The organism is Vreelandella indica (assembly GCF_037070225.1).
Lineage (GTDB): Bacteria > Pseudomonadota > Gammaproteobacteria > Pseudomonadales > Halomonadaceae > Vreelandella > Vreelandella arctica.
This window is the reverse complement of record NZ_JBANSO010000022.1, coordinates 1-25,107: the sequence shown is the minus strand read 5'-3', so window position 1 is coordinate 25,107 and position 25,107 is coordinate 1. Positions and strand designations below refer to the sequence as shown.

Annotated in this window: 18 protein-coding genes; 15 read left to right on the top strand and 3 right to left on the bottom strand. The window is 49.2% G+C overall.

Annotation, left to right across the window (positions count from 1 at the left end; all coding sequences use genetic code 11):
- Nucleotides 1-301: 301 nt before the first annotated feature.
- The 15 genes from mobI (at nt 302) to brxL (ending at nt 23,158) form a co-directional block, all read left to right on the top strand.
- Complete coding sequence (gene mobI, locus V8L71_RS15015; RefSeq protein ID WP_336274630.1) at nt 302-841, top strand: conjugative transfer protein MobI(A/C); 540 nt, start codon at nt 302-304, stop codon at nt 839-841.
- A 317-nt stretch (nt 842-1,158) separates the two neighbouring features.
- The gene (locus tag V8L71_RS15010; protein ID WP_336274629.1) at nt 1,159-1,371 is read left to right on the top strand and encodes a helix-turn-helix domain-containing protein; all 213 of its coding nucleotides are present in this window, start codon (nt 1,159-1,161) and stop codon (nt 1,369-1,371) included.
- Nucleotides 1,368-1,982, top strand: coding sequence for a DUF1819 family protein (locus V8L71_RS15005; protein WP_336274628.1), 615 nt, complete (start codon nt 1,368-1,370; stop codon nt 1,980-1,982). Before V8L71_RS15010 ends, V8L71_RS15005 begins: the two co-directional genes overlap by 4 nt.
- The gene (locus V8L71_RS15000; RefSeq protein ID WP_336274627.1) at nt 1,979-2,590 is read left to right on the top strand and encodes a DUF1788 domain-containing protein; all 612 of its coding nucleotides are present in this window, start codon (nt 1,979-1,981) and stop codon (nt 2,588-2,590) included. The genes V8L71_RS15005 and V8L71_RS15000 overlap by 4 nt, the downstream gene beginning before the upstream one ends.
- Before the next feature lie 27 nt (nt 2,591-2,617).
- Nucleotides 2,618-6,187: a BREX system P-loop protein BrxC gene (brxC, locus tag V8L71_RS14995; protein ID WP_336274626.1), complete on the top strand. Its 3,570-nt coding sequence runs from the start codon at nt 2,618-2,620 to the stop codon at nt 6,185-6,187.
- Between the two features lie 9 nt (nt 6,188-6,196).
- Entirely contained in the window at nt 6,197-7,870 is a 1,674-nt protein-coding gene (locus tag V8L71_RS14990) for an ATP-binding protein (RefSeq protein WP_336274625.1), read from the top strand.
- Nucleotides 7,871-7,940: 70 nt separating this feature from the next.
- Nucleotides 7,941-9,791: a BREX-1 system adenine-specific DNA-methyltransferase PglX gene (gene pglX / locus V8L71_RS14985; protein WP_336274657.1), complete on the top strand. Its 1,851-nt coding sequence runs from the start codon at nt 7,941-7,943 to the stop codon at nt 9,789-9,791.
- Entirely contained in the window at nt 9,788-10,930 is a 1,143-nt protein-coding gene (locus tag V8L71_RS14980) for an AAA family ATPase (RefSeq protein ID WP_336274624.1), read from the top strand. Before pglX (V8L71_RS14985) ends, V8L71_RS14980 begins: the two co-directional genes overlap by 4 nt.
- Nucleotides 10,927-11,451, top strand: coding sequence for a hypothetical protein (locus V8L71_RS14975; RefSeq protein WP_336274623.1), 525 nt, complete (start codon nt 10,927-10,929; stop codon nt 11,449-11,451). Before V8L71_RS14980 ends, V8L71_RS14975 begins: the two co-directional genes overlap by 4 nt.
- A 19-nt stretch (nt 11,452-11,470) precedes the next feature.
- Nucleotides 11,471-12,835: an SIR2 family protein gene (locus V8L71_RS14970; protein WP_336274622.1), complete on the top strand. Its 1,365-nt coding sequence runs from the start codon at nt 11,471-11,473 to the stop codon at nt 12,833-12,835.
- Nucleotides 12,832-14,958, top strand: a complete 2,127-nt coding sequence (locus V8L71_RS14965; protein ID WP_336274621.1) for an ATP-binding protein — start codon at nt 12,832-12,834, stop codon at nt 14,956-14,958. Before V8L71_RS14970 ends, V8L71_RS14965 begins: the two co-directional genes overlap by 4 nt.
- Nucleotides 14,951-16,693, top strand: a complete 1,743-nt coding sequence (gene pglX, locus V8L71_RS14960) for a BREX-1 system adenine-specific DNA-methyltransferase PglX (protein ID WP_336274620.1) — start codon at nt 14,951-14,953, stop codon at nt 16,691-16,693. Before V8L71_RS14965 ends, pglX (V8L71_RS14960) begins: the two co-directional genes overlap by 8 nt.
- Before the next feature lie 19 nt (nt 16,694-16,712).
- Nucleotides 16,713-18,593: a DUF262 domain-containing protein gene (locus V8L71_RS14955; RefSeq protein ID WP_336274619.1), complete on the top strand. Its 1,881-nt coding sequence runs from the start codon at nt 16,713-16,715 to the stop codon at nt 18,591-18,593.
- Nucleotides 18,590-21,088: a BREX-1 system phosphatase PglZ type A gene (pglZ, locus tag V8L71_RS14950; RefSeq protein WP_336274618.1), complete on the top strand. Its 2,499-nt coding sequence runs from the start codon at nt 18,590-18,592 to the stop codon at nt 21,086-21,088. Before V8L71_RS14955 ends, pglZ begins: the two co-directional genes overlap by 4 nt.
- Nucleotides 21,089-21,100: 12 nt before the next feature.
- Complete coding sequence (gene brxL / locus V8L71_RS14945) at nt 21,101-23,158, top strand: BREX system Lon protease-like protein BrxL (RefSeq protein ID WP_336274617.1); 2,058 nt, start codon at nt 21,101-21,103, stop codon at nt 23,156-23,158.
- Between the two features lie 349 nt (nt 23,159-23,507).
- On the opposite strand, the gene V8L71_RS14940 is transcribed toward brxL, so the two are convergent.
- The 3 genes from V8L71_RS14940 to V8L71_RS14930 form a co-directional block, all read right to left on the bottom strand.
- Nucleotides 23,508-23,702 (bottom strand): hypothetical protein, encoded by a 195-nt coding sequence (locus V8L71_RS14940; RefSeq protein WP_336274616.1) that lies wholly within the window; start codon nt 23,700-23,702, stop codon nt 23,508-23,510.
- A gap of 16 nt (nt 23,703-23,718) precedes the next feature.
- The gene (locus V8L71_RS14935) at nt 23,719-23,916 is read right to left on the bottom strand and encodes a hypothetical protein (RefSeq protein WP_336274615.1); all 198 of its coding nucleotides are present in this window, start codon (nt 23,914-23,916) and stop codon (nt 23,719-23,721) included.
- A gap of 235 nt (nt 23,917-24,151) precedes the next feature.
- Nucleotides 24,152-24,886: a hypothetical protein gene (locus tag V8L71_RS14930; protein WP_336274614.1), complete on the bottom strand. Its 735-nt coding sequence runs from the start codon at nt 24,884-24,886 to the stop codon at nt 24,152-24,154.
- Nucleotides 24,887-25,107 lie beyond the last annotated feature (221 nt).

Genomic DNA, 25,107 nt, shown 5'->3' with positions numbered 1-25,107 from the left:
GCAAGAATGAAACACTTGAAATATCTGACCCTTCTGGTCGGTGTCCTTAGCTTTTTATTGAATGATGAGTGATTGGAAATGACCGCTAATAGCCATTCTTCTATACAAATTGAATTGGTTGGTAGTGTCTCTATGTCTCAGTAATTGCAAAAAATATGGATTTAGGCTGGGTGGACGATTTTTCAAATCTCTTGCAAACTATCGGTAGTTGAACGAGAGCTGGCTAGTTTTTATTTGATCATTTAATTGGTTGGGTAAGGCTATAAGGCAATTGATAGTTTTGTGTTAAGTAGGGGTAGATATGTCTGGCAGAAAAATTAGCCGCCACCGAGCGATGCGAAGAAACGAGAAATATGAAAATCAACTAATCTGGAGCGAACTAAGGAAAAAGGAATATTTAGACTTTAGTGATGCCATAGTGTTAATGGGGCTCGGGAGGAAACTGTTTAATGCTGTCCTTTTTTGCTGGGCTCAAAAAGTTGCAGATGAATTCTGGCTTGAGCATTGGACGAGTCGAAAGGGTGATGGTGTTACAAAAGAATTTGGGGGTTATGGTGTTCGAGTAATCGAACAAAAATGGACTGTTTATATTGATTGGTTTTTTATGAATGGGCGTGGAAAATATCTAAAACCTGAAATCCAAAACATTCGTTTAAGCAAGGGGGCAGTCCGAGCAAAGAAAATCCAGTTCAGTAAGGCTAAAGAGTGGGAGATTAATGCTATTATGAAAGCCGAAGACGAATTCGAAGTTATTCGTCGCTGTGCTCAGCACCTTAAAAGCATTAATGGTCCTGTGCGAGGCTTTACTCAACTGATAGATGGCAGACTAAATGATGATTAATTACATCTAAGTGTTAAAGATGGCCAGCGCTAAGCTGGCTTTTTTATGTGACTTACATAGATGTATGGAGACACTTGGTCATCGGTGAATATTGCAGGAAAAAATTCGATGGTGAAACTTTGTGTATTGATATAACTGATTGCATCAATACCTTGATCCCGATCCTAAGGACGTATTCACCTTCCAATGCCGACCTATGCAGGTCAATGCGGTTGTCTGCCCCGGAACACCCCTATATATTGGTAGCCATATAATATGAGGCATCGCTTGAGAGCCTTCAGCTCTTGAGCCGTGTATTGCAAACGAGAATTTGACACATGAGTGAACTCAACGACCGGTGGCTGTCAGTCGATGAAATCGGCAAGCACTTAGGTATTAGCAATGACACCGTGTACCGCTGGATAGATAAACATGCGATGCCTGCCCATCGCATGGGCCGTTTCTGGAAGTTTAAAAAGGCAGAGGTGGACGACTGGGTCAAAGCGGGTGGTGCTGCGGAGACGCCAACTAAAGGCGAGCGTGCCGAATGAGTCAAGACAGGTATCGCATTTCCTTCACATCTGGCAGCTTGTATCACCGTGAATCGGTAATGCTGGTAGAGCTATACCTGTCAGTTCAAGACTGGGATGGGGTACGTGATCAAGCATTGAGCAGCAACCTGCTTCAGGCTAGAACAGAAAGTACAGCGAAGCGGACCTGTAGAGAGGCCATCGCACGCTTGAAAACCCTGAGAGATGCGGAGATAACTTTCTTATCCGATGCTAACCACCAGGATCAGGCACATCTTCTTTGGGTTGCGGTCTGTCGCCTGTACCGTTTTATGGCTGATTTTGCAGTAGAAGTGGTGCGAGAGCGCTATATATCGATGAAACTCGATCTGAGCTTCGAGGACTTTGATGCCTTCTATAATCGCAAGTCGGAATGGCATGACGAGCTAGACAAAGCCAGTGCATCGACGCGAGACAAACTTCGGCAAGTCTCATTCAGAATGCTCTGGGAGGCGGGGTTGCTCAGTAAGGCCAATACCATTAACACCGTCCTGCTCAGCCCTGGCCTCACTGATTTGATTCTTCGTAATAATCCGGATGAGTTTCGGTACTTTCCTGTCTTCGATTCCGATATCAGGGGGATGTCACTGTGAGTAAAGATATTGCCAGAATGTCGATTCAGGATAGGTTTCAGCACCTTTACGGCGTTGTCTCGGGGCAGCGTTTCCTGAATAAGCAAGGGCTCGGCAACGAGGTGCCATTTTTTATCTGTCCCTTCAAAGCGGAAGATGCGACCGAGATGGAGCGCCTTCAACGTCAGTTGGTTAACCGCCTGGAACAGACAGGCCTGAAGGTCCTAAGCATTAACCTGTATGACCTTTCCGTTGAGATTCTTAAAGAAAGAGATGTGTGGAGCCGAATACTTGAGCTTGAGCCTTCGGTTTCAAAAGACCAACTGAAGGAGCTGTTGCAGGGGGTTCTAGATCCCGAGGCACATCTTGTACCAGCTATCGCGTTGAAGCTACAAGCCTCCGAGCTGGACGTACTGTTCATTTCGGGAGTGGGAGAGGTCTTTCCCTACATCCGTTCTCATAACGTGCTAAGCAACTTGCAAAGTACGGCGAAAGACAAGCCTACGGTTATGTTTTTCCCAGGATCGTACACCCATTCTCTGGAAACGGGTGCATCACTCGACTTGTTTGGCAGGCTGCATGACGATAAGTACTACCGTGCGTTCAATATCTTTCATTACGAAGCCTGAGCGGACGTAAAACTCTAGGGAACTGCAATGACATTGAAAGATATTTTTCTAAAAAGAGTCGACCGCACGATCGAAGGCGTTATCAAAGCCGACGACGAGGCCAGCCTTCGTCTCGAAATTGAAGAATACGTGCTGACCAATGAAGTCGAAAAACGACTTGAAGACTTTTTGGATGCCTACAACAACTACGAAGGTGCAAACGGCGTCTGGGTATCCGGCTTCTTTGGGTCAGGTAAGTCGCATTTGCTCAAGATGTTAGCCTTATTACTTGAAAATAGGGAAATGGATGGGACTTCCACCCTGGATCGATTCCTTCCAAAGTGTAACGAGAATGAGATCCTCCGGGCTGGCCTGAAGCGTGCTGTCTCAATTCCCTCCAAAAGTATTCTTTTCAACATTGACCAAAAAGCCGATGTTATCAGCAAGACCCAGATTGATGCGTTGCTGGCTGTATTCGTCAAGGTTTTTGACGAAATGTGCGGTTACTACGGCAAACAAGGACACATCGCCCAGTTCGAGCGAGACCTGGACAGCCGTGGTTTGTATCCACAGTTCAAGGATGAATATGAAAGCATGGCCGGGCGAACCTGGCAGAAAGGTCGGGAACAGGCACTTCTAGAAGGGCCGAGCATCGCCAAAGCTTACGCTGCTGTCACTGGTGCCGATCAACAGTCGGCAATGGGCATCCTCGATAAATACCGGAGCGAATACAGGGTCTCCATCGAGGATTTTGCGGACAATGTTAACGACTATATCAAGGAACAAGCGGCCGAAGGCGGGCATAAAGAGTTCCGCCTGAACTTTTTTGTGGACGAAGTAGGCCAATACATAGCCGACAACATCAAATTAATGACCAATCTGCAAACCATTGCTGAAAGCTTGGCTACTAAGTGCAAAGGCCGTGCCTGGATTGTTGTCACCGCACAGGAAGAGATGAAAAATGTCGTAGGTGAATTGGGCAATCAGCAGGGCAATGACTTCTCAAAGATCCAAGCGCGATTTAACAACCGCATGAAGCTTTCCAGTGCTGATGTGGCAGAGGTAATCCAGAAACGTCTGCTGACCAAAACCGAAGAGGGTGTTAACCAGTTAACGGACGTTTACCACGTGCAGTCCAATAACTTTAAAACTCTTTTCGACTTTGCGGACGGCTCAGCCACCTACCGTAATTTTCGAGATCGGGATCACTTTATCCACAGCTATCCCTTTGTCCCTTATCAGTTCGCGCTTTTCCAGTCCGCAATTCAGAATTTGTCAGAGCATAGTGCTTTTGAAGGCAAACATAGCTCAGTGGGCGAACGCTCCATGCTGGGTGTGTTTCAGCAAGTGGCCGTCCATATCGGAGGCCACGAAGTAGGCCAGTTAGCAACTTTCGACCTGATGTTCGAAGGCATTCGGTCTGCTCTGAAGTCACAAATACAGCGCGCGATTATCCAAGCCGAAAATCACTTGGACGGCCCGTTCGCGATTCGGTTGTTAAAATCTTTGTTCCTGGTGAAATACGTCAAAGAGTTCAAGCCAACTGTCCGTAACCTCTGTGTGCTCATGCTGGATGCTTTCGATCAGGATCTGCCAGCCCTCCGGAAGAAAATCGAAGAGGCGCTGAGCCTGCTAGAGCAGCAAACCTACATTCAGCGAAACGGTGACCAATACGAGTATCTGACAGACGAAGAGAAAGACGTCGAACAGGAAATCAAGAATACGGAGGTTGAGTCCACCGACATCGCCGACGAGCTTGAGAAAATCATCTTCGACTACGTCATCAAGCAGCGCAAGATCCGCTATGATGCTGGCTCCTCTCAGAACCAGGGGCAGGACTACACCTATTCGCGCAAGCTAGATGATCGGCTACATGGCCGTGAATATGAGTTGGCCATTAATGTCATCAGCCCATTCCATGAGCATACAGACAACGAGCAGATGCTCCGCACCGCTTCCACCTATAAAGCGGATGAACTTTTTGTCCTAATGCCCTCTGATGAGCGTTTGGTGCGTGACCTGTTGATGCTCAAGCGCACTGAAAAATATATTAAGCAGAACATCTCCGTAACTCAACAGGAGTCCGTTAAACGGATTCTGAACGACAAAGGCTTCCAGAACCGTGAACGTGAAGCTAGGCTCCGACAGCAGATTCAGGCACTCCTAGGCAAATCAAAACTCCTCATCGGTGGCGCGGATGTAGAGGTAACGAACGAAGATCCTCAAACCCGCATTATTCGCGGTTTCCATGAGTTGATTGTACGTTCCTATCCCAACCTTCGCATGCTGCGAGGCATTTCCTACTCGGAAAATGATATCGGCAACTGCCTGAAACGGGCAGAAGATGGCTTGTTTGGCAATGATGCAACAGCTCTTGCGGAGTCAGACCAGGAAGTGCTGGCGTTCATTCAGAGCAATAATCGTGGCGGTGTTCGTACCACCTTAAAAGGCCTGCTGGAAAAATTTGAGCGTAAGCCATACGGCTGGAACTACGCCGCCATTCTTTGCAACCTGGCCAACCTGTGGGCGCGCGGTAAAGTAGAGATTCGCCTCGACGGCAATATCCTAGAAGATGCCGGGATCGAACGGGCGCTTCGCAATACCCATGGGCATAGCAATCTTGTTCTGGAGCCTCAAATAGAGTTTACCGCCTCTCAGGTGCGTACCCTCAAGGCGTTCTATGAAGACTTTTTCGACGCCCCGCCTAATAGCAGCGAGGCTAAAGCGCTGGGTAATGAAACCAGTGAGGCTTTCCAGGAAATGCTCCACCAGCTCACACCGCTGGCAGTCCAGGCTGGCCAATACCCGTTTATGAGTGCTTTGAATCCAGCAATGAAAATGCTGAAAGATTTAGCTGGAAAGCCTTACACCTGGCACCTAACCGAACTACGTAAGCACGAAGACGAACTGCTGGAGCTGAAAGAAGAAGCCATCGACCCTATTCGCAAATTTATGAGCGGGTCACAGAAAGACATCTACAACCAGGCTCGGTCTTTGCTTCAAACCCAAGAACCCAACTTCATCTATGTGCCTGGAGATGAGATTGAGCAGATTCACTCCATTCTTAATGACCCCAACTGCTACAAGGGCAACCGCATTCAGCAACTCAAGGGGCAGCTGGATAGTCTGCAAAAGCGTATTGATGAAAAGGTTAATCAAACCCGCTCTAGCGCGGTCGCATCCTTAAACACCATGCAAGAACGCATGCAAAGTATGGACGAATACCAGTCTCTCCCGGAATCCCGTTGGGCAGAGCTGAATAAGCCCTTCCAAGATTTGAACGAGCACATCCGTCAACAACAGCTTATTGCTGTGATCAATGACCGCTTGCGCTTTTTCGAAGACGAGGGCTATCAGAAAGTTCTAGCGCGGATGGTGGCTCTGGCCAACCAAAAAGCCGCACCCTCCACTGATCCGGAAGCATCTCCTGAGCCAGAAAGCATTGCCAAACAGGATCAGGTCAAGGAGCCATCTCTCAATTACGTTCATTCCCGCAACATTCACGTTGTTTATGATAAGGCCTGGCTGGCTGACGAAGGTGACGTGGATAGGTACCTGAACTCTCTACGTGAAGCCCTGCTGCAAGAAATTCAGAAAGGCCACAAGGTACAAATTTAAGGAATGGCTATGCGTCATACGGAGCGGGACATTGCTGAGCTGATTCGTGGCGGTGAAAGTCTTACCGTCGAATTCAAAAGCGATGCCAAGAGCCTGCCTGACCGAGATCTGATAGCGGCCGTCGTAGCCCTTGCAAACACGGAAGGAGGCGATCTATTCCTCGGGGTTGAAGACAACTCCGCTATTACCGGGCTGCATGCTAATCACAGGAATGTGACTGGGCTGCCGGCCTTGATTGCCAATAAAACCATTCCTTCTGTCGCTGTGCGTGTCGAGACCCTTGAGCTAGAAGGGCAGTTAATCGCCAGAATCTGCGTACCTAAATCTAGGCAATTGGTGTCTACTTCGGACGGACTGCTTCAGCGTCGGCGACTGAAATTGGATGGCAGCCCAGAGGCCGTTCCCTTTTATCCCCACGAGTTTGTGCAGCGGCAATCCAGCATTGGCGTCACTGATCCCTCTGCTTTGCCTTTGGAAAACCTGGCGATTGAAGACCTGGATCCGATTCAGCGCATCCGCATCCGTAATGCCATCAAGAACTATGGAGGCGACCAAAGCCTGCTGCCCTTGGCAGATGATGAGCTCGATGGTGCTCTGGGTCTGACCATGACGATAAACGGAAGGCGTAAGCCGACAGTGGCGGGGCTTCTGCTACTGGGCAGTGACATGCAGTTGCGACAATATCTGCCGTCTCATGAGGTAGCCTTCCAGGTGCTGCGCGGTACCGACGTGCTTGTTAACGAGTTTTATCGCAAGCCACTGCTGGAAACTTTTGAAGAAGTCGAGCTGTTGTTCCGGGCTCGTGTGGAAGAAGAAGAGATTCAAGTTGGCTTGTTCCGCGTGCCTATCCCAAATTTCGACCGGCGAGCTTTTAGGGAGGCCTTTGTAAATGCTCTCGTCCACCGGGATTACAGTGCCTTGGGCGCAGTGCACGTCAAGCTTGATAACGACGGACTCAGCATCAGTAACCCGGGTGGCTTTGTAGAAGGCGTCAACCTTGACAACTTGTTGGTAGCCGACCCCCGCTCCCGTAACCCCTTGCTGGCCGACATTATTAAGCGCATTGGCCTAGCCGAGCGCACTGGCCGAGGTATCGATCGGATTTTTGAAGGGATGCTCCGTTACGGACGTACTGCCCCTGACTACTCGATGTCTTCCGCTCATACTGTCGCCTTACGAATGACAGCGGCGGATGCGGACACCGAGTTCTTGCGCATGATCGTTCAGCGAGAAGAGCAGACCAATTCCACCATGCCCATCGATAGCCTGATAATCCTATCGCGGCTGCGTAACGAGCGACGGCTGACAACCATGGATTTGGCAAGATCGGTACAGAAGCCGGAAACCGTCACCCGGGGCACCTTAGAGAAGCTGGTGGAAGCAGGTATGGTGGAAGCCCACGGTACTGGCAAAGGCCGTACTTATACCCTGAGCGCGAAGGTGTATCAGGGTGCTGGCCAGAAAGCGGCCTACGTGCGTCAGGCGGGGTTTGACCCCATTCAGCAGGAGCAGATGGTGCTGAGCTTTATCGAAACCCACGGCAGCATTAAGCGAGCTGACGTTATTGAACTGTGTCATATCAGTCCAGATCAGGCTTACAAGCTATTGGCAAGATTGAAGAAACAGGGACAGGTTAAGCAAACTGGTGAGCGTAAAGGGGCAATTTATGAGCGCGTTCTTTAATTTATGCGCCTAGCGCAAATATATACGCCTTTTTATGCGTCAGCGTAAATAAGCCTCTTCATGGCAGTCAATCAAAACAAGGCAAGCATTGATGGAAACCGCAAAACTCAAAAAATTCGCTCAGTTCGCGCGCCGCAGTCTGATTGAGCAGGTTAGCGCAAAACTTAAGCTGGTGTTGGGTGAGGAAAGTTCTGCTCGTCGGGAGAGGCCTCTGGCCATCAAAAAACTGGAAGAGGCGGTTTCCGAGCAGGGCAATGAGCAGGTTATCGAGCGAGTGGCCTATATCTGGTTCAACCGCTTCTGTGCCCTGCGATTTATGGATATAAACCGCTACAACCGTCTTGGTATCGTCTCGCCTGCCGAGGGGCAGTTCCAGCCCGAAATTCTGGCTGATGCCAAGATGGGCCATATCGATGAGGACATTGTGCCGGACGCAACCCGCAAACGAATACTCTCCCTGCTGGATAGCAAAACGCCCAGCCAGGATCCACAGGGGGAAGCCTATCGCCTGCTGGTCGTAGCCGCCTGTAACTATTGGCACAGTGCCATGCCATTCCTTTTCGAACGCATCGATGACTACACCGAGCTTTTGATGCCGGACGACCTGCTCTCGGGTAATTCCATCCTTGCTTACACCCGCGAAGCCATGACACCCGACGCCAGTGAGGATGTTGAGGTGATCGGCTGGTTGTACCAGTTTTATATCTCCGAGAAAAAGGATCAAGTATTCGAGTCGCTGAAGAAGAACCAGAAAATTACGCCGGCCAATATCCCTGCTGCCACCCAGCTTTTTACACCGCCCTATATAGTTAAATATCTGGTGGAAAACTCCCTCGGCCGCTTGTGGATGCTTAACAGACCAAATTCAGCGCTGATTGATCAGATGCAGTATTACATTCCTACTGAGCCTGCGTTAGACAGCAAAGAGCAGGTCGAGACCGATTTTCTGCAAATCTCCAGCCCGGAAGATATAAAGGTATGTGACCCCGCCTGTGGCTCCGGCCATATGCTGACTTACGCCTTCGATCTGCTCTACACCATTTACGAAGAAGAAGGCTACGAACCTGCCGAAATCCCGGAAAAGATTCTCACCCACAACCTCTACGGTATCGAGCTGGATGAACGGGCCGGCGAACTCGCCGCTTTTGCGCTGACCATGAAGGCCCGAGCGCGCCAGCGGCGTTTTTTCAACAAAAACATCGAGCCCAACATCTGCGTTCTGGTAAAAGTCAGCTTCAGCGCGGATGAGCTAGATGAATACATGAGCGCCGTGGGCCGCGACCTGTTCACCCAGGGCTTGCGCGAAACCTTGCAGCAGTTTGAGGAAGCCGACAACTTCGGTTCCCTGATTGTGCCCAAACTCACTAATGTGACCGACGTGCTGGCCGAGCTGGAAACCAAGGATCTGGGTAGCAACCTGTTCCTGGCTGACACGCATAGCAAAGTGCTGAAAGTGCTGCGCATGGCCGAGGCCCTTAGCCCGCGCTACGCCGTGGTCGTCGCCAATCCGCCCTATATGGGGGGCAAAGGCATGAACGGGCGGCTTGGGGCTTGGGCCAAGGAGAACTACCCCAAGAGCAAGTCCGACCTGTTTGCAATGTTCATTGAGCGCAATCTGGATCTGGCTGTGATCAAGGGGGCAGTCGCTATGATCACAATGCAGAGCTGGATGTTCCTGTCTTCCTTCGAGATTTTGCGTGGTCGTATTCTAAACCAGCACACTATCCTGTCGATGGCCCATCTGGGGGCGCGTGCCTTTGACAGCATCGGTGGTGAGGTGGTCTCGACTACGGCATTCGTACTCGAAAACACCCATAAACCGCACTATCAAGGGGCTTATCTGCGATTGGTGGATGGCAATTCGGAAGCTGAGAAGATGACTATGATGTCTAAGGCTGTTGCGCAGGGTAGGTCAGCATGATCAGCAATCTGCTCCTCAAGAACTTTGTCGTCTTTAACGACCTGGCTATCAAGTTCTCCCCGGGAATTAACATCATTATTGGTGAAAATGGCACGGGAAAGACACAGTTGCTCAAGGCCATTCTCGCGCTGTGCGGGCCAGAATCCCGTTCTGACCATCCCGGCGAACACCTCGCCCGCAAGCTTTGCCGACTCTATCAACCACTCGGGGAGCAAATGGGTGAATTGCGCCGGACTGGCACCCGCGGGAATGCCGTGCTCAATGCCACCTTTTCCTTGGGGCAAGAAGTAGTGGCCCGGTTCAGCAGCACAGCCATTGAAGCCAAAGTAAGCACTAACGGAGACTCAGGCGTTGCTCCGGCCATCTTTATACCGACCAAGGAGGTTCTGTCTCTGGTCCGAGGCCTCACCGCCGACCAGCCAGACCAAGCTACTATCGACCGCATTTTTGACGATGGCTACTTGGATCTGGCCTACCAGCTTATCAATGAGGGTGCGGATGATCTTGAAACCAAAGTCCAGCTCGATCCTCGGTTTGCGAGCATAGTCCCTCGGCTGGCCAACCTGATCGGAGGTAGGTACGAACTTCACAACGGGCGGTTTTGCTTTCAGGAGGGAAAGTACGTCGAAAAACTAGGTAAAAGCAGCGCGGCAGAGAAAGCTGCTCAGAGTTTTCAGGATTCGATTCTGAGCTTCGTGCCGACGAAGTCGCCACTGCTATCCAGTGGCATGACCGCCGAAGGGTATCGCAAGATCGGCGTACTGCAGCGTTTACTCAGCAATGGAAGCCTCGATCCCGGTGCAGCTGGCCCCCTGTTGTGGGATGAACCCGAATCCAACCTCAACCCCAAGTTGATGAAAGATCTGGTGCTGGCACTTCTGGAGCTTGCTCGCAATGGCCAGCAAATTATCCTGGCGACACACGATTACGTGCTGCTCAAGTGGTTCGACCTGTTAATGGATAAGGGCGAGGGAGATCAGATACGTTTCCACGTGCTGTCTCGTGATGCAGAAACCGGACAGATCTGCTGCGATAGTACGGATGACTATAGAGCCATTGAACCGAACGCGATTGCAGACACCTTCAACGAACTGACCAAGGAGCAAGTGGCACGCAAGATGGGAGGTTTGGGAAAATGAAGCTGCGCGAGCGCGACCTGGAGATCGACTTCACCGATGCCATTGACGCCATCGTCTTCGATCAGATGAAAGTAAGCAAGCCGAACTATCACGGGGTCGGCGAGATGCACCGCGTCGATTTTGTAGTGGAACTGAAAGAAGCCATTCTCTTTGTAGAAGTTAAGGATCCGAGCAACCCCAAGGCGCAAACCGAAGGGCTGGAAAAGTTTTACGGGGAGCTGCGTGACGGCACCCTGGGCGACACTTTTGCCGCGAAATTCATCGACACTTTCCTGTATCGATGGGCCGAAGAGCTCCTGCATAAGCCTGTGTATTACATCAGCTTAGTCACATTCGAGGATAGCGAGTTTTTGCCCAATTTCTCGGATGAGATTGCCAAGAAGCTTCCTCCCATGGGCAAGGCGATACCGCGTTGGAAGCGCCAGTTGGCGGAGAACTGTCAGGTTTTCAACATCGAATTGTGGAATCAAAATTTCCCAAAATGGCCAGCGACACGAATCGCGCCGGCGGAAGACGCCTAACGCAAAGGGAGAGGACGGCATGACCACTAACACGCTCAAAATACGAGATGACCATGTTCCAGTGCAGTTCTCAGCTGACGAGGATAAGTTCAAGCTGCAGGCAGGAATAGAAGCTTCTTGGTTAAAGTCCGAAAAGTTTGGTCACCAGGAGCTACGCAATCGCATCGAACCTTGGTTAACTTCGCTGTTTCAGTCTGAGCATCTATCGCTGTTGATTGGTTCCGGAATAACTCATGCGGTACACCGTATCGCGACAGGTTCCGGCGCACATGGAATGGATCGGTCTGGATACAACTTTGGCGACCTAGGCGAGAAAATCTTTGCAGCAGCAGATAGAGAAGCTCCAAAGGCAGAGCGAGCGGAAGCAAACATTGAGGATGATCTGCGCGTTGCGAACGAGTTACTGCGTGGGATGCAAATTGTTGAAGCGAGCAAGAGCAAAGCATTGGAAGAACATATCAACAAGACGCTTGAAGACTTTACAGCTTCGATACTGAAAAATGAAACGTCGATTGCTTCGTCTGATGACGCGAGGCGCGAGCAGGCTTTTAATACCCTGGTCACTTTCCTGATGAGTTTTGCCAGCCGCACAGGGGTGCGTGATCGTCTGAATATCTTCACCACCAACTACGACCGGCTGATCGAGGCCGGAGCAGAGTTGGCCGGTCTTCATCTGCTGGACCGTTTCCTGGGCAATCTCATGCCGATCTTCCGCTCTTCGCGGCTGGATCTGGACATGCACTACAACCCACCTGGCATTCGCGGCGAGCCACGCTATCTGGAAGGCGTTGCGCGTTATACCAAGCTGCATGGCTCGGTGGACTGGCTGCAAACCGGCAAAGATATTCGCCGCTTCGGCCTGCCCTTCGGAGCCGACAGTGTTGCGCCTTATTTGAAAGCGCCCGGCCTTGGTGAGGCCACGGCCCATCAGTTGATGATTTACCCTAACGCCGCCAAGGACAGGGAAACCGCTGATTATCCCTACGTGGAGCTGTTTCGCGATCTCGCAGCGGCCGTATGTCGCCCGAACAGTACGCTGGTGACCTATGGCTACAGTTTTGGCGACGAGCACATCAACCGCGTGATCCGCGATATGCTCACCATCCCCTCCACCCATCTGGTCGTGATCTCTTTTGACGACCCGCTTGGTCGCATTATGCAGACTTACGAGGAGATAGGAAGGCCATCGCAAATCAGTTTGCTGATTGGCCCTGCACTGGGCGACCTGAGCACATTGACTGAAAATTACTTGCCCAAGGCCGCTATAGACAAGACGACCTTCCGCATGAGCGAGCTACTTAAGCAACGGTGGGGGACGCAGCAGCCAGTCGATCAAAAATCGACCGAAAAGGATCAGCTTATTGATGAAGAGGAACCGCTATGAGCCTCTCCCCACTGGCTTACGCTGATTCTTTGCGTATCGGAACCATTGATTTCGTGTCACCCGATGAAATCAAAGTACTACTGGAAATTGAGGCTCCAGATGGTGTTGCGCTCAATACCGGTACGCCGCGCCCGTTTCCCCGCATTAATGGCTATGTACTGATTCCCAGTGACGAAGGCCATCTGGTCGCGCAGATTGAGTGGATCACCATCGAGCGCTCTCATTACCCCAAGCGCCGAGGTATGCAGGATTTTGGTTTAGTGGACTTGCCCTATCCTTTACGCAAGATGAGCCTGAATCCACTGGGCTGTCTGTTCTATGACGGCAGGGAGGCAAGCGGCAAAGAGAAATATCGTTTTCGTCGCGGTGTCGAGAGCTACCCAACCGTGGGTGATTCTGTACTGCTTCCCACCCAGAATCAGCTGCGGGCCATCGTGGAATCAGGCGATAACCGCCACGTAATAATAGGCACCAGCCCGCTGGCTGCTAACGCCGAAGTGAGCATTGATCCGGATAGGTTGTTTGGTCGCCACTTAGCAGTACTCGGTAATACCGGCAGTGGAAAATCCTGCTCGGTTGCCGGCTTGATCCGTTGGTCGATGGACGCAGCAAAAAAAGCCCGTGGGGACGGAAGTGATCCCAACGCCCGTTTTATAGTGCTTGATCCTAATGGCGAGTATGCAAATACCTTCCGAGACATGAGCAAGGTTCGCGTGTTCGCCGTCGAACCCGGTGAAGGTGTCGAGCAGCTACAGGTGCCTTTATGGTTTTGGAACAGCGCGGAATGGAGCGCGTTTGCCCAGGCCAGCGGAAAGACCCAGCGGCCAATACTTAGGAGGGCTCTGCGAGAAGTTAGGGCTGCTGGTGGTTCGCTCGAAGATACTGTTGAAGATAAAGAGATCAAGCTTCGTCGAAAAATGTCAGCTTTGTTCATTCAGCTAGAAGCCGCTAGCCGGAACGGCCTTGAGAAAACAGAAGAAACCAAATTTGGCTTCAGGCTCAAGGCGTACCTAGACGACATTCATGCAATGAAGACAGAGTTCAGTAAGTATGCAGAGCAAATCGTTGCGGTGACGTCGGCATTAGAGTCTGCCATTGATTCAACGATAAAGGAGTATCCACCAGGCAATCATTACTTTCGAGCGTTTACTGAAAACCATATTGCAGCAATTCGTGTTGCAATCGAAGTACTTGTAAACGAACTGGGAGGCGTGGTTTACCAGGAGGGCCCCGATGAAAATTGCCCGCTACCATTCAATAGCACCAGCTTTGCCGACCAAATAGATTTTGTTGCGCAACAAGAGAATGCAACTCAGTTTGTTGATTTTCTGGTCATGCGCATCCGAACCATGCTCTCCGATTCTGACATTCAGTCCGTAATGGGCGACGAGAATCAAATTAGTCTGGATGCCTGGTTAAGGAATTACATCGGTGACAGTGGGGCCTCCAATGGCTCCGTCAGCGTCATAGACCTCTCACTGGTTCCCGCAGAGGTGGTGCACATCATCACCGCGGTCATCGCGCGCATGACGCTTGAGGCCCAGCAGCGTTACCGTAAGCTGAACCACGGCAAGACCTTGCCCACCGTGCTAGTGATGGAAGAGGCGCACACCTTCATCAAGCGCTACAAGGACGATGCCGAAAATCAAAATTCAGCAACCATCTGCTGTCAGGTGTTTGAAAAAATTGCCCGAGAGGGTCGCAAGTTTGGACTGGGTCTAGTGTTGTCCTCGCAGCGCCCGAGTGAACTGTCGCCAACGGTGCTTTCCCAGTGCAATAGTTTTTTGATGCACCGCATCAGCAACGACCGCGATCAGGAATTGGTACATAAGTTAGTGCCCGACAACCTGCGAGGCCTGTTGCGGGACTTGCCCTCGCTTCCATCTCAACATGCCATTCTCCTCGGTTGGGCATCGGAACTCCCGGTGTTGGTGCAGATGAATGCGCTGCCTGAGCATCATCGGCCAAAATCGGATGACCCGGATTTCTGGGCCGTGTGGTCGGGGCAAGGTAACGAAGGCGAGACGGTTGAGCGTAACGTTGATTGGAAGGCGATTGCGGATGACTGGCAGCAGGTCAATGTGTCGGCCCAAGAGAAAAATTCGGAGTACGACGATGAGTAATGACCAAACAAGTAAAGCCGAGCAAGAGATTGATAAGTGTTTCTTCCGCGCGTCGGCGATGGATTTCAAAAAGATACCTGGTGGGCCGATTGCTTATTGGACTAGCGAAGCTATTGGCAAGGCATTCGTATGCGGGACTCCGCTTAAGGTAATAATTAAACCTAAACAAGGTACCTCTACAGGCGACGATGAAACTTTTGTACGCTTTTGGCATGAGGTTAAATGGCAGGATGTAGGAATCGGTATAGCTAGCTTGTCGGAGTCTCAAGAATCCGGTTTCAAATATTTCCCCCTTAATAAAGGTGGCGATAACCGAAGATGGTATGGGAATAACGAAAAAATATTGCGTTTCGATCCACCTGCGTTCAATAGGCTCTCAGAGTTAGGAAACCATCTGCCCTCTAAGGATCTTTATTTTCGGCCAGGATTAACATGGTCAAAAATCGCAAGTGGATGTCTTGGAGTAAGAAAAGATGATGCCGGATTTATTTTCAGCTCTGTTGGATTGAAGGGCTTTCCAGAGCCTAAAGATGTGTTTCAGTCTTTATCCTTTATGAACTCGATTGTTGCTCAAACTTTAATCACAGCAATCTCATCTTCTATGAGTATAGTGAGTGGTGATATAGAAAAGTTACCTTACATGCGAAATGAATTGAATGTTGATAATAATGCCAAAAAATTGGTTCTAACGGCTAGGAATGATTGGGATTCCTACGAAACCTCTTGGGATTTCACTACCCTACCGATTCTACATTCCGACCACCACCAGTCATCCCTTAAAGCTACCTATCAGAAACTCCGCGCCCACTGGCGGGACATGACGCTGGAAATGCATAGGCTTGAACAAGAGAACAATCGCCTCTTCATCGATGCCTACGACCTGCAGGCCGAGCTGACGCCCGAAGTGCCGCTTGATGAGATTACTCTCACTTGCAACCCTCATTACCAGTATGGCGGAAATAAGAGCCTGGAGGAGCTTGAAGCACTGCTGGTGGCTGATACCATGCGAGATCTTGTCTCCTACGCAGTAGGCTGTATGTTCGGCCGCTATGCCTTGGACAAGCCAGGATTGATTATTGCGGACCAGGGCGAGTCCATCGAGGACTATCTGAAACAAATTCCGGAGCCCAGCTTCCCGGCGGACGACGATAATGCCATTCCTATGCTCGACGGTGACTGGTTTACCGACGATATTGCCGAACGCTTCCGCAAATTCCTGCGCGTGGCTTTTGGGGAGGAGTACTACGAGGCCAACCTTCGATTCGTCGAGCAGGCGCTGAACATCAAGGGAAAGCGCAACTACAGTATCCGCGACTATTTTCTCGGCGATTTCTACACCGACCATGTGAAACGCTATAAAAAGCGGCCTATCTACTGGCTGTTCTCCTCCCCCAAGGGCTCCTTTAACGCCCTGATCTATATGCACCGCTATCGCCCCGACAACGTCAGCGTCGTGCTCAATGATTACCTGCGGGAGTTTCGCACCAAACTAACGGCCCGCCGGGATCATCTGGAGGCTGTCAGCATCAGTGCCGGGGCATCTACGGGGGAGAAGACAACAGCACTGAAAGACATCGAAAAAATCAGCAAGATCATTGTTGAACTGGATGACTACGAGCGCGACGTACTCTATCCACTGGCTACCAAGCAGATAGAAATCGATCTGGATGATGGGGTGAAAGTGAATTATCCGAAATTTGGCGACGCCTTGAAAAAAATCCCAGGCCTGTTTTGACGCATTGAGGAGTGAGAACGTGCCGGGTAAATACGAAAACCCCATTACGATTAAAGAAGCTATTGATGCGATCAATCAGCGGGATTTTTTGCTACCAGCGATTCAGCGAAAATTTGTATGGAGTAGTCATCAAATCTGCGTGTTGTTTGACTCAATTATGCGTGGCTACCCCATCAACAGCTTTATGATGTGGGAAGTCAAAGATGGGCCAATCAAGAATGACTACAAATTCTACGAGTTTTTGAAGTCTTTTTGTCAGCGCTTCGGTGAGGAAAACCCTCATGAACCCACCAATGCGAGCTATAAGGACTTCAAGGCGATTATTGATGGTCAACAGCGGTTAACCTCCTTGTATATAGGACTTTGTGGTACCTATGCCTATAAAAAGCCTCGTGTTTGGTGGCCAAGCACACGCGATGACAGAGCTCTACCGCCGCGAAAGCTCTATCTTGACTTGATGGCTCCATTAGTCACGGAAGATGACGAGTCGTTGATGTACTACAACTTCAAGTTCCTCACCGATCGTCAGTATCAGGATTCTGTAAAAGCAGCGGATCCCGCTCATCACTGGCTATGTATGCACGAAGTTCTGAGATATCCGACATACGATGGCACCGATGTGTTACTCGAAGTTGTCTTGCTTGAGCTAGAGCGTCGAGGACTGACGGACAACAAGTTCGCAAACAAAACACTGCTGAAACTATACGATGTGGTTCGTGGCCAACGGATCATCCACTATTTCAACGAGAGCAGCCAAGAAATTGACCATGTTCTTGATGTGTTTATCCGTACTAACAGCGGCGGAACGAAGCTCGATTTCTCAGATCTACTGATGTCGATCGCTGTAGCCCATTGGGAAGGGGATTTTCGGAAAGAACTAGACGATTTAACGCATCACATTCACCAGAGCACCGAAATGGGTTTCTACATTGAACGGGACTGGTTGCTGAAGGCGTGCTTGACTCTTACTGGGGCTGATGTTCGTTTCAAAGTCAGGAATTTCAAGGGTGATCAGGTTGCCCGCATTCAACAGGAGTGGCCTGGAATCAAGGAGTGTATTACTGAGACATTTCGGTTGATCAGGCGTTTTGGCATAACACCCCAGTCTTTGACATCCAAGAATGCGGTTATTCCAATTTGCTACTACTTGTACCGAAAGCAGACCGGTAATGGCCTGATTTACACGCAAATCAATAATCTCGCAAAGTGCCACGAGCAACGATCTATGATCAGCCAGTGGTTCTATATGGCGCTTCTGAAAGGGGTCTTCGGGGGCCAGGCCGACACTATTCTCTCAAGCATGCGGGATCTACTGGATCAACACCTCAGTGAAAGATCGTTTCCGTTGGAAGCGATCATCGAGCGTTATCGAGCGACAAACAAAGATCTCAGGTTTGATGAGGAAACGCTTGACAAATTACTGGAGACTCAACACGGTGAAGGGCGTTGCCGCGCCTTATTACATCTATTGTTTCCAGAAATGAATGTGACCGAGATCTTCCACATTGATCACTTACATCCACAGTCAGCTTTCTCTAAAAAAGCGCTGAAAGGGCATGAATATCTAGCGGAGAATGAGGAATTAAGGGCGTTCTACGGTAACCCCGTCCACTGGAACGCTATCCCAAATTTGCATCTATTGAACCATTCACAGAACCAGTCCAAAAATGACAGGCCTCTTAAAGACTGGCTTGGTGATCAAAATATCCATCTGTCGGCGCGCGATTTGCTAGTCGAAAATGTTGCTTTAGAGTTTGAATCGTTCAAAGCGTTTTATGAAGCGAGGCATGAAGCCCTCAAACGGCGACTAATTTCACGTGTCTACATGGCTACGCCTGTCGTGCCAGAGGAAGTAGACGATAGCGAGGGTGAAGAAGTTTTGGAAGAAGCAGTTCTATGAGCAAACAAATAGAGACAGCGCTGTCTCGCTTGTTCGAAAAGCACCGAATCATTTTCTGGTACGACACCAAGTGCGAATTGCGCAGAGATTATGAAACGGCGACACTTCCGAACGTAGAGAAGCTGGAAATTGCCAACAATGAATATGGATTGAAATATCGTATTCTGCGCGAAGCGCCGGAGCAAAAATTTCTTCTGTATCAAGAAGGTCCGCAGCCAGCTGACCTGGATAACTGGTTGTTAGATGTGCAGTTGGCCCATGGCGAATTTCGTACCGACCAGGTGGCCATCTGGTTATCTGAGCTGGAGTTGGGCTTGGAGTTTGCTGAGCTCGCACAGACGCATGCGGAATTCTTCCAGGCTGCGAAACGCAAGGATGCCCTGAAGAACTGGTTGCAGACCGATGATACCGTTGGCCAGTTACGGCTAAAGATGCTGGCCGTGTGTGCCGGCAGCGAACCACGTATGGATTCGGTAGTAGAGACCTTACTTCAGCAGCTGGCTGAAGGCAGGGATGAGGGCATGCGGCTGATCGAGCGCTGTGGTCTGGATATCTTTCTCTGGGAGCAACTCACTCGCTTTTATGGCTATGCATCTACTGAGCCGAGCCTACGGGATTTCGTCATCGCGCTATTCAAGTCCTGCTATGCGATGAGCACCGATGGCGAGGTCAAAATGACCGGCGATGCCCTGGTGTTCCTCAAGCGCTGGAAAGACAGTCGGCAGTTCGAGGCAGGGTTTGAGACCTTATCCGCCGAGTGTGCCGATGTACTTGGCATTGAGAAGGATCTGGAAAAGCGAGATTTCCGCGATTTGATTGAGTTGGATTACTTCCGGCTGATTGACCAGAAAATTATCAGTGACTTGGTAAGAGCCGTAGTGGGCCGTACGGTCACCAGTGGCGATGTCGCCCTTTGGGTTCGTCAGCGGCGCCAGGGGCATTGGTACGGTGAGTTTCGGCACCTTTACGAGGCTGTCGAATTCGCCGCACGTTTTATGCAGATGCTAGGCGAGGCCACGCTAACCATGGAGAGTCTGGCCGATGGCGTGCAGCGATACAGCCGAGTTTGGTTTCAGCTGGATCAGCTTTATCGCAAGTTTACCTACCATGTGTGCTTTTCCGGACAGCCATCACTGATGGGAGAACTTAGTGAACAGTTGGAAAATCTGTATTCCAACAATTACTTGATGAAGCTTGGGGATGCATTTCAGAGCCACGTCGATACAAGCTCCAACTGGGAAGCTTACCCTGTTCGCCAACAGAAAGACTTCTTCGAACACTGGGTGCGCCCGTTCCTGCGCAAGGACAAACGCGTATGCGTGGTTATCTCGGACGCCATGCGTTATGAGATTGGGGACGAGTTGCTGAGTCTTATCCGTCAGGAGGATCGCTACAGCGCCGATCTTGAGCCTGCGCTCTCCATGCTTCCCAGTTATACCCAGCTTGGTATGGCTGCGCTGATGCCCAATAAAACCCTGTCGATTGCGGATAACGATACTGGTACGGTGCTGGTTGACGGCCAGAGCTCCCAAGGTACTGCCAATCGCACCAAGATATTGCAGGCGGCTCTGGAGGGGCGTGGTCAAGCCATCAGGGCGGATGAGTTTATGCAGCTCAACCGTGATGATAGCCGTGACGTGCTGAAAGGCAACGATGTGCTGTATATCTATCACAATCGAATTGACCACACCGGCGATAAAATGCATTCAGAGGGGCAGGCCTTCGAAGCGGCGCAACAAACTCTGGATGACCTGGTTCGCCTGATCAAGAAGCTGACGGCAGCCAATGCCAATAATCTGCTGATCACTGCCGATCACGGATTTATCTACCAGAACCGCGAGTTAGATGAGAGTGACTTTCTCAGTGTTCCCGTGGACGGAGAAAGCATTCTCTATCGGGATCGACGCTTTGTTCTAGGGAAAGGGCTGACAACATCTCCGGCGTTCCACCACTTCTCGTCCGAACAGCTTGCACTAGATGGGGATATGGAAGTGCAGATCCCCAAGTCGATCAATCGACTACGCTTGAAGGGCTCTGGCAGTCGTTTTGTTCATGGCGGTGCCTCCTTGCAGGAGGTGGTCATACCGGTATTGAAGGTGAATAAGAAGCGCCAGAGCGATGTTAGTGCCGTTGAGGTGGATATCCTGCGTGGGGCCAGTTCAGTGATCACTTCCGGACAGCTCGCGGTCACTCTTTATCAGTCAGGGCCAGTTACGGAAAAGATCCAGCCACGCTTGTTGCGTGCTGGCATCTACACCCAGGCAGGTGAGCTGATCTCCGATAGTCATGAGTTGGTGTTTGATCTGACCTCGGAGAACCCTCGTGAACGGGAGCTGCAGGTACGCTTTGTTCTCACCCGTAAGGCGGATGAGGCCAATGGCCAGGAAGTCTCCCTAAGGCTTGAGGAACAGCATGCTGGGACGTCTCATTTCAAGGAGTATAAGTCGCTCAGATATACAATGCGGCGATCCTTTACCAGCGATTTTGATTTCTGAGGACGGTAGCCAATGAACACGCTTGACCAAAAGATCAACGAACACTTTCCGGGCTTGGTGGTTCGCAAAGATCTGGTAAAGACGGTCAAGGGCAATGCCATTGTGCCGTCCTATGTGCTGGAGTATTTACTGGGACAATATTGCGCGACCAGTGACGAGGCCACTATTCAGACCGGTATTGAGACGGTGAAGGAAATCCTGGCCAAGCATTATGTTCATCGTAATGAGGCCGGGCTGGTGCGCTCCAATATCAAGGAGAAAGGGCGTTATAAGGTTATCGACAAGATCAGTGTCGCATTGAACGAGAAGACGGACGCTTACGAGGCTCAGTTTTCCAATTTGGGCATCAAAAAGGTACTGGTGGATTCCGGTACTGTGAAAGCTCACCCAAAGTTGCTGGTAAGCGGCGTGTGGTGTATCGCTGATATCGAATACGAGTTTGCCGAAGATAAGAATGCTAGCCCGTGGATCTTATCGACCCTTAAGCCGATTCAGCTGTCCCACTTTGATTACGACGCCTATGTAGAGGCCCGGCAGAAGTTCAGTATTGATGAGTGGATCGACCTGCTGATCCAGAGCATTGGTTTCAACCCAGAGATGTTTGGCAAGCGCAGCAAACTATTCCAGCTCCTGCGGCTTGTCCCCTTCTGCGAGCGAAACTACAACCTGATTGAGCTCGGACCCAAGGGAACTGGCAAATCACACGTTTATTCTGAATTCTCTCCCCACGGCATTCTAGTGTCCGGGGGCGAGGTGTCAGTTCCCAAGTTATTTGTGAACAACTCTAGTGGCAAAATTGGCCTAGTGGGCTACTGGGACTGTGTGGCTTTCGATGAGTTCGCCGGCAAGAATAAACGTGTCGATAAGGCCCTCGTCGACATCATGAAAAACTACATGGCCAACAAGTCTTTCTCGCGGGGTGTGGAAACGCTGGGGGCTGAGGCTTCCATGGTGTTCGTTGGCAACACCCGGCATACCGTCCCTTATATGTTGAAGCATTCTGACTTGTTCGACGAGTTGCCGGACAAGTTCTACGATTCTGCCTTTCTGGATCGGCTCCATTTTTATATTCCAGGGTGGGAAATCGACATTATCCGGGGGGAGATGTTCTCGGATGGCTACGGGTTTGTGGTGGATTATCTTGCTGAAATTCTGCGCTCCATGCGGAACTATGACTACTCCGATCAGTATCAGGAGCATTTCTCGTTATCTTCGGATATTTCGACCCGTGACCGAGACGGTATCAATAAGACATTTTCTGGACTCATGAAGATTCTGTTCCCTCAAGGTGGTGCTAGCAAAGGTGATATTGAGGAATTGCTGCGATTTGCTATTGAAGGGCGCAAGCGGGTGAAAGACCAGTTGATGAGAATCGACACTACCTATGGTCAGGTACGCTTTGCCTATATGAATAACGAGGGTAAAGAATCGCTGGTAACCACTCTTGAGGAAGAGGAATATCCTGGCTGCTATTACAAGACAGTGGCTGATGCAGATATAGAGAATGGCACGGCTGGGTCTCATTCTGTAGAGAAGCCACTAGATAGTGCAGTTAACGTGCCTGAACCCGAAAAGCATGGACTGGAGGAAAAACACCTAACCTTCCAGGAGAACCAGAAAGGAGTCTCATTCGATACTCTGTTTGGGCCTTACCTGAAGGGTACCAAACGTATCACAGTTACCGATCCATACATTCGCCTCTTCTACCAAATTCGCAACCTCATGGAATTTTTTGAGACCATCGTCAAGAACAAGGCCCAAGAAGATGAAGTCGTGGTTCACCTTGTTACTGTAAGAGATGAGTTCAAGGGCGAATTACAAGACGAGAGCTTTGAAAAAATCCAGGAATCTGCACGCACAGTCGGTATCGACTTCACTTGGGAGTTTGACGAAACCGGCACTATTCACGCGCGCCATATCGTATCGGACAATGGCTGGAAGATATCACTAGACAGAGGGCTAGACATTTTTCAGCACTACGAAATGAATGAGGCCTTCTCATTTACTAACCGCCTGCAGCAGTTTCGTTCCAGCAAAGCTTTTGAGGTAACTTTTATCAAACAGTCATAAAAGTAACGGGGGAGCGAAAGGGCAGGGCAGATCCCCAACAGTAGTTGCTCCTGAAAGTTAGATTACAGTGATTCATAGATTTTGCTATATGGAAATCAATTTCCTAAAAGATGCCAATAGTGGGGTTGCATAAAAAAGTCCTAAGATATGCTGTTTTATATGAATGATAGTTGTGGCCCAGCTGGCGGTGGCTAATAACACCAGCAGCACATCACGGTGAAAAAAATTGATTCGCTTCCGCACCGGGGATGTGCACCATGTGGATTGATGATACGCAGAAAAAGTGTTAAAAAAAGCAGAATACTTTAAAGTTTTTATTCTGCTTTTAGTTTAATCAACTAATATATTATTAATATTCTCCGAAAATATCAGCTGTTAAAAAATCATCATCACCAAAAGTGTTTCCTGAAATATCTGTTGAACCATACAAATTACCCTCAACATCTATAGCGCCACCTATTAACATTGGTAAGCCATTTGCTGGATTTATATTCGGATGATCACTTGTATCAATGTCACTAGTATTTAATAAATAGTTTTTCATTTTGAGATCCTCTTATTCAGAACCATTTACTTTCTTCAAGCTCATTATGTTGCGAATTAGTTTCAATATTGCTGATTATGCTCATATACGACTGCATATTCACAAACTTTCCCTCACTCCTCCTTAAAGAAAAAGAAACTTCAACCTCATAAGAACTCTCAAGCTCTTCTGCCGACTCAACTACTGACACCATTATATCTTTTACAGTTTTCATGACTATGACCTCTTTCATCTGCGAAACAGTGATCCAAACCAGCGAATACTTTGAATTTCTAATGGAAAATTCCTTACAAAGTGGCCGTAGCACTCTCCTGTCTAATTCTAAGCCAAGAGCTTGATGCTGCAAGGGGCAAGCTACAAATCTATCTATGTACGTAGCCCCCCCCCTGCGTTACAGGCTAAGTCCTGTAACGCAGGGGGGAGATTAATAGCTTTTCAATCAAAAAAACTTACAGTCCAAGCGATCGTCGAAATTCATGCCGATCAAACTGACCATGTGTTTTTTCTCGGTCAGCATGATATTTTTCGAGGTCCTCAATTTTTTCATCTTCTTCTAACGTTTCATGGTCTTTAGTAATTTTCGATTGGTAATCTGTAATGTACTTCATGGATCTTGCTGACTCTATCAAAGTACCCATTTTTGAATTAATTCTTCTGATTTTACTAAACTTATCTTCAGCGATCATAATTGCTTTCTTTTCTGTGTTTGAACACTTTATGAAAGCTCCAGAAGGCATTTTAAATGCCTTCAACATACCTTTATTAACTGGGTCACTATGTACACCTTTACCCCTATATCTTTTCCATCGAATCACAACCGCAGTCTTTCCTTTTGTTACTATGCAAAAATGTTTCCAGTATCTGAAGTGAGGATTTTTGGTTTTGTCATGATTTAACGAATTATTAAACTCTTCCACGATTAAAAGGGCATAAACATAAAGAAAATCTATCAAGGAATAAATTTGAGCAGCCGTAATGTCACAGAGAATATTGGCATGTTGGTTGAAATCAAAAAGTGCTTTTTGAAAATCATTCATCTCTACAGGCATGCAATTTTCAAGGTCAATTAAAAACTCATGAAAATCTTTATTTTCATAAAACTCAGAAAGATTGTTTTCAAAAGCTATATCCAAGTCGATAGCTTTCTCCAACTCATCAATATCGTCGATATCGTTTATATTCACAAAAACTCCTCCTTTAACACTCTAAATGAATTTTTTATAATAACCAAATATTAATTTTAAAAGAGTGCTGAAATTAAGAAAAATACGTGTTTAGCCATACCGTTGCGTATTCCGCCCTATCGTGACCGCCCATTCCGTTTGAACGTGACCGTCTGTTCTGGATGATGGTGACCGCGCATTCCGTTTTATCGTGACCGATTTTGGGCAGTTTTCCGGAATCG